This is a genomic window from bacterium (assembly GCA_035691305.1).
GTDB lineage: Bacteria > Sysuimicrobiota > Sysuimicrobiia > Sysuimicrobiales > Segetimicrobiaceae > DASSJF01.
The window spans coordinates 1-3,777 of the sequence record DASSJF010000062.1 but is presented as its reverse complement, the minus strand read 5'-3'; the positions used below and the strand labels follow the sequence as shown (position 1 = coordinate 3,777).

The 3,777-nt window shown below is 70.7% G+C and carries 4 protein-coding genes; all 4 read left to right on the top strand.

Going from position 1 to position 3,777, the window contains the following annotated elements:
• The first annotated feature begins 91 nt into the window (after window positions 1-91).
• The 4 genes from VFL28_11495 to gltX all read left to right on the top strand — a co-directional run bounded on the left by VFL28_11495 (window position 92) and on the right by gltX (window position 3,740).
• Window positions 92-871: a WecB/TagA/CpsF family glycosyltransferase gene (locus tag VFL28_11495; GenBank protein HET7265286.1), complete on the top strand. Its 780-nt coding sequence runs from the start codon at window positions 92-94 to the stop codon at window positions 869-871.
• Between the two features lie 85 nt (window positions 872-956).
• On the top strand, window positions 957-1,220 hold the full coding sequence (locus tag VFL28_11490) for a stage V sporulation protein S (protein ID HET7265285.1): 264 nt from the start codon (window positions 957-959) through the stop codon (window positions 1,218-1,220).
• 13 nt (window positions 1,221-1,233) lie between these two features.
• A complete protein-coding gene (locus VFL28_11485; protein ID HET7265284.1) occupies window positions 1,234-2,205 on the top strand; it encodes a ribose-phosphate pyrophosphokinase in 972 nt (323 codons plus the stop codon).
• 50 nt (window positions 2,206-2,255) lie between these two features.
• Complete coding sequence (gene gltX, locus VFL28_11480) at window positions 2,256-3,740, top strand: glutamate--tRNA ligase (protein ID HET7265283.1); 1,485 nt, start codon at window positions 2,256-2,258, stop codon at window positions 3,738-3,740.
• Window positions 3,741-3,777 lie beyond the last annotated feature (37 nt).

Below are 3,777 nucleotides of genomic sequence, written 5' to 3'. Positions count from 1 at the left end.
GGCCGGGCCGCCGCGACCGCCTGCGGCGCGTCGCGGCGGCCTTGCGCGAACGCGCCTCCCTGAGCCCCGCGCTTGCCCTCGAGTTGCTGCCGTGAGGCTCCGCGTCGACATCCTCGGCGTCGGCTTCGATCCAGTCGACCTCGACGGCGCGGCTTCCCGCGTCGTCCGGCTGGTCGAGACGGGCGCCCCCTCGCTCGTCGTCACGGCCAACACCGAGGTGGTGATGACGGCCCGCCACGCCGCGGACCTCGCGCAGTTGCTGGCCGGCGCCGCGCTGGTGGTGGCCGACGGTGTGGGCGTTGTGTGGGCGTCTCGGTACCTGCGCCGGCCGCTCCCGGCCCGCGTGCCGGGTATCGAGCTCGCCGAGCGGCTGCTCGTGGAGGCGGCGCGGCGTGGCTGGCGCGTCTACCTGCTCGGTGGGCGCGCCGGTACCGCGGAGGAGGCCGCGTCCCGCCTTCGCGTGCGGTACCCCGGTCTCGAGATCGTTGGGTCCGCGCACGGCTTTTTCACGCCGGCCGACGAGCCGGGTGTCGTGGCGGGAATCCGGGCGGTCCGGCCGGCGCTGCTGTTCGCCGGTCTCGGCACGCCCCGCCAGGAGCGATGGCTGGCGCGCAATCTCGCGGCCCTCGGCGTGCCGGCCGCGATGGGAATCGGCGGCTCGCTCGACGTGTGGGCCGGTCGCACGCCGCGCGCCCCCCGTGGGATGCAGACCGTTGGTCTCGAATGGCTGTACCGCCTCGCCCGCGAGCCGCGCCGGCTGCGCCGGCAGCTTACGATCCCGCATTTCATGGGCATCATCGTCTTGAACCGCGCCCTGGACGCGCGGCGCGCCCGGCGCGAGGCGGCGAAGCGCGCGCACGGCTCGCGCTAAGGGGCAGGAGTTGGTCTCGATATAATGGAAATTGGGAGGCCCTGCCGGCCGACGGCCGCGGCAGGGCTGGGAGGCCGGGACCACAGTGGGGGAAGTCCTCAGAGTCTCCGCTGACTCGAAGCCCAAAGCCGTCGCGGGTGCGCTCGCCGCGGTGCTACGCGAGCGGGGGTCCGTGGAAGTTCAAGCCGTCGGCGCCGGCGCGGTCAACCAGGCCGTCAAGGCCATCGCGATTACCCGTGGGTTTGTCGCCCCGAACGGCATCGACCTGATCGCCATTCCGGCGTTCACGAAGGTGGAGATTGACGGGGAAGAGCGGACCGCCATTCGTTTCCTGGTACAAGCCCGCTGAGTCCGGCGCGCCGATGGGGCGCCGCGCGCCCACCTGGATTCCCATGGGCGAGCGCGAGATGAAGGTGTTCAGCGGGACCGCCAACCGTGCCCTCGGCGAGGAGATCGCCGCGGAGCTCGGGTTTCCGCTCGGGCGCGTCACGATCCGCCGGTTCGAGGATGGAGAGATCTACGCCAGGTTCGATGAGAGCGTCCGCGGCGCCGATGCCTTCGTCATCCAGCCGACCTGCCCGCCCGTCAACGAGAACCTGATGGAGTTGCTCGTGATGGTGGACGCGCTGCGCCGGGCCTCGGCCGGCCGTATCACGGCGGTCATCCCGTACTACGGCTACGCGCGGCAGGATAAGAAGCACGGCCCGCGCGAGCCGATCACGGGCCGCCTGGTCGCGGACCTGCTGCAGAGCGCCGGCGTCGACCGCGTGCTCGCGCTCGACCTCGACGCCGACCAGATCGAGGGGTTCTTCAGCATCCCGGTCGACCATCTTCGAGGGCTCGCGCTTTTTGCCGACTACCTGCGGGGACGCGACTTGGGGCGCGGCGTCGTGGTCGCGCCGGACGACGGCGCGGTCAAGACCGCGCATCGCCTGGCCGAGCGGCTCGGGCTGCCGCTCGCAGTGGTCTTCCAGCGCCGCGTGGAGTCGGTGAAGCAGGTGGTACAGGTCGTCGGGGACGTGGCCGGCTGCGTGCCGATCATCATCGACCGCATGATCACCACCGGCGGCACGATCCGCCACGCGCTCGACGCGCTGGTGGCCGGGGGGGCCCGTCCCGAGGCCTACGTCTGCGCGACCCATCCGGTCTTCATCGACGGCGCGGTCGCCCAATTGGCGCGACCGGACATCCACGAGCTCGTCGTGACAAACACGATCCCCACCGGCCCGGCGACGCGCATCCCGCAGTTGCACGTGCTGTCCGCGGCGCCGCTGTTTGCGCAGGCGATGCGGAGCATCCACCGGAACGAGTCCGTCAGCACACTGTTTACTTAGCGCCGCGGCTCCAATTTGCGCGGTCCCCGGGTCTTTGCTACGCTGGGTTTATGGCGGTCCGCACGCGCTACGCTCCGAGCCCCACCGGTTACCTCCACGTCGGCGGCGCTTGGATGGCGTTTTTCACCTGGCTGTTTACCCGCCACGAGGGCGGCCGGTTCGTGCTGCGCATCGAGGACACGGATCGCAGCCGGTCGACGGAGGCGTTCGAAGCCGGGATTCTCGAGGACCTACGGTGGCTCGACATCGCGTGGGATGAGGGCCCGGATGTCGGGGGCCCGTTCGGACCGTACCGCCAAACCGAGCGGGCCGCGTTGTACAGGGAGCACGCGAAGATCTTGGTCGACCGCGGGGCGGCGTATCCGTGCTACTGCCTGCCGGAGGCACTCGAGGCCGAGCGTCAGCGTGCGGCCGCGGAGCACCGGCCCTACCGCTATTCGGGTCGCTGCCGCGAACTGACGTCCGCTGCCCGCGCCGAGATGGAGGCCGCGGGACGGCGCGCCAGCCTGCGGTTCCGCGTGCCCGGGACCCGGGGGACGCTCGTCGTCGACGACCTGGTGCTCGGGCGGGTCGAGTTCGCCGCCGAGGATCTCGACGACTTCATCATCGTGCGGTCGGACGGCACGCCGCTGTATAACTTCGCCAACGTGGTCGACGACCACAGCATGCGGATCACGCACATCACGCGCGGGGCGGAGCACCTCTCCAACACCCCGCGGCAGTTCCTGATGTACGAGGCGTTCGGCTGGGAGCAGCCCCGGGTCGCGCATTTCCCGTCGCTGCTCGGCGTCGACCGCAAGAAGCTCAGCAAGCGCCACGGCGACACTGCCGTGCGCGAGTACAAGGCCCAGGGCTACCTGCCCGAGGCGCTCGTGAACTTCTTCGCGCTGATGGGCTGGTATCCGGAGGACGGCCGGGAGATCTTCAGCGTCGACGAAATGATCGCGCGGTTTCGGATCGAGGACGTCGGCAAGAGCGGCGCGGTCTTCGACGCGCAGAAGCTCACCTGGATGAACGGCGTCTATCTCCAGCGGGCGCTCAAGCATACCCCCGAGCGCGTCGTCGATCTGGTGGTCGAGACGCTGCGCGGCGCCGGCCTCTTGGACGGCGATGCCGGGCCGGAGCAGCGGGCCCATGTGGCGCGCGTCGTCGCGATCATGGGCGAGCGGCTGCGCGTGCCGAAGGACATCCTGACCTACGGCGATTTTTTCTTCCGAGACGGCGTTGTCTACGATCCCGCCGCCGTGCGGAAGCAGTTCCGCGGGCAGGCGACGGCCGATATGCTGCGCCGTTTGCGCGAGGCGCTCGCCGCCGTCGTGCCGTTCGAGATCGGCGGGATCGAGAAGGCCGTCCGCGAGACCGCGGCCGCGCTCGGCCTCGAGAGCAAGGACGTGATCCATCCCGTGCGCGTGGCGCTCACGGGCAAGACGGTCGGCCCGGGCCTGTTCGAGTTGATCGAGGTGCTCGGGAAAGAGCGCGTCCTCGCGCGCCTCGAGCGGGCGGCGCGCCTGGCGCTGGAGACCGTCCCGCAGTAGGTTCTCACACCTGCGGCGCACCTGCGTGTTAGAAGGG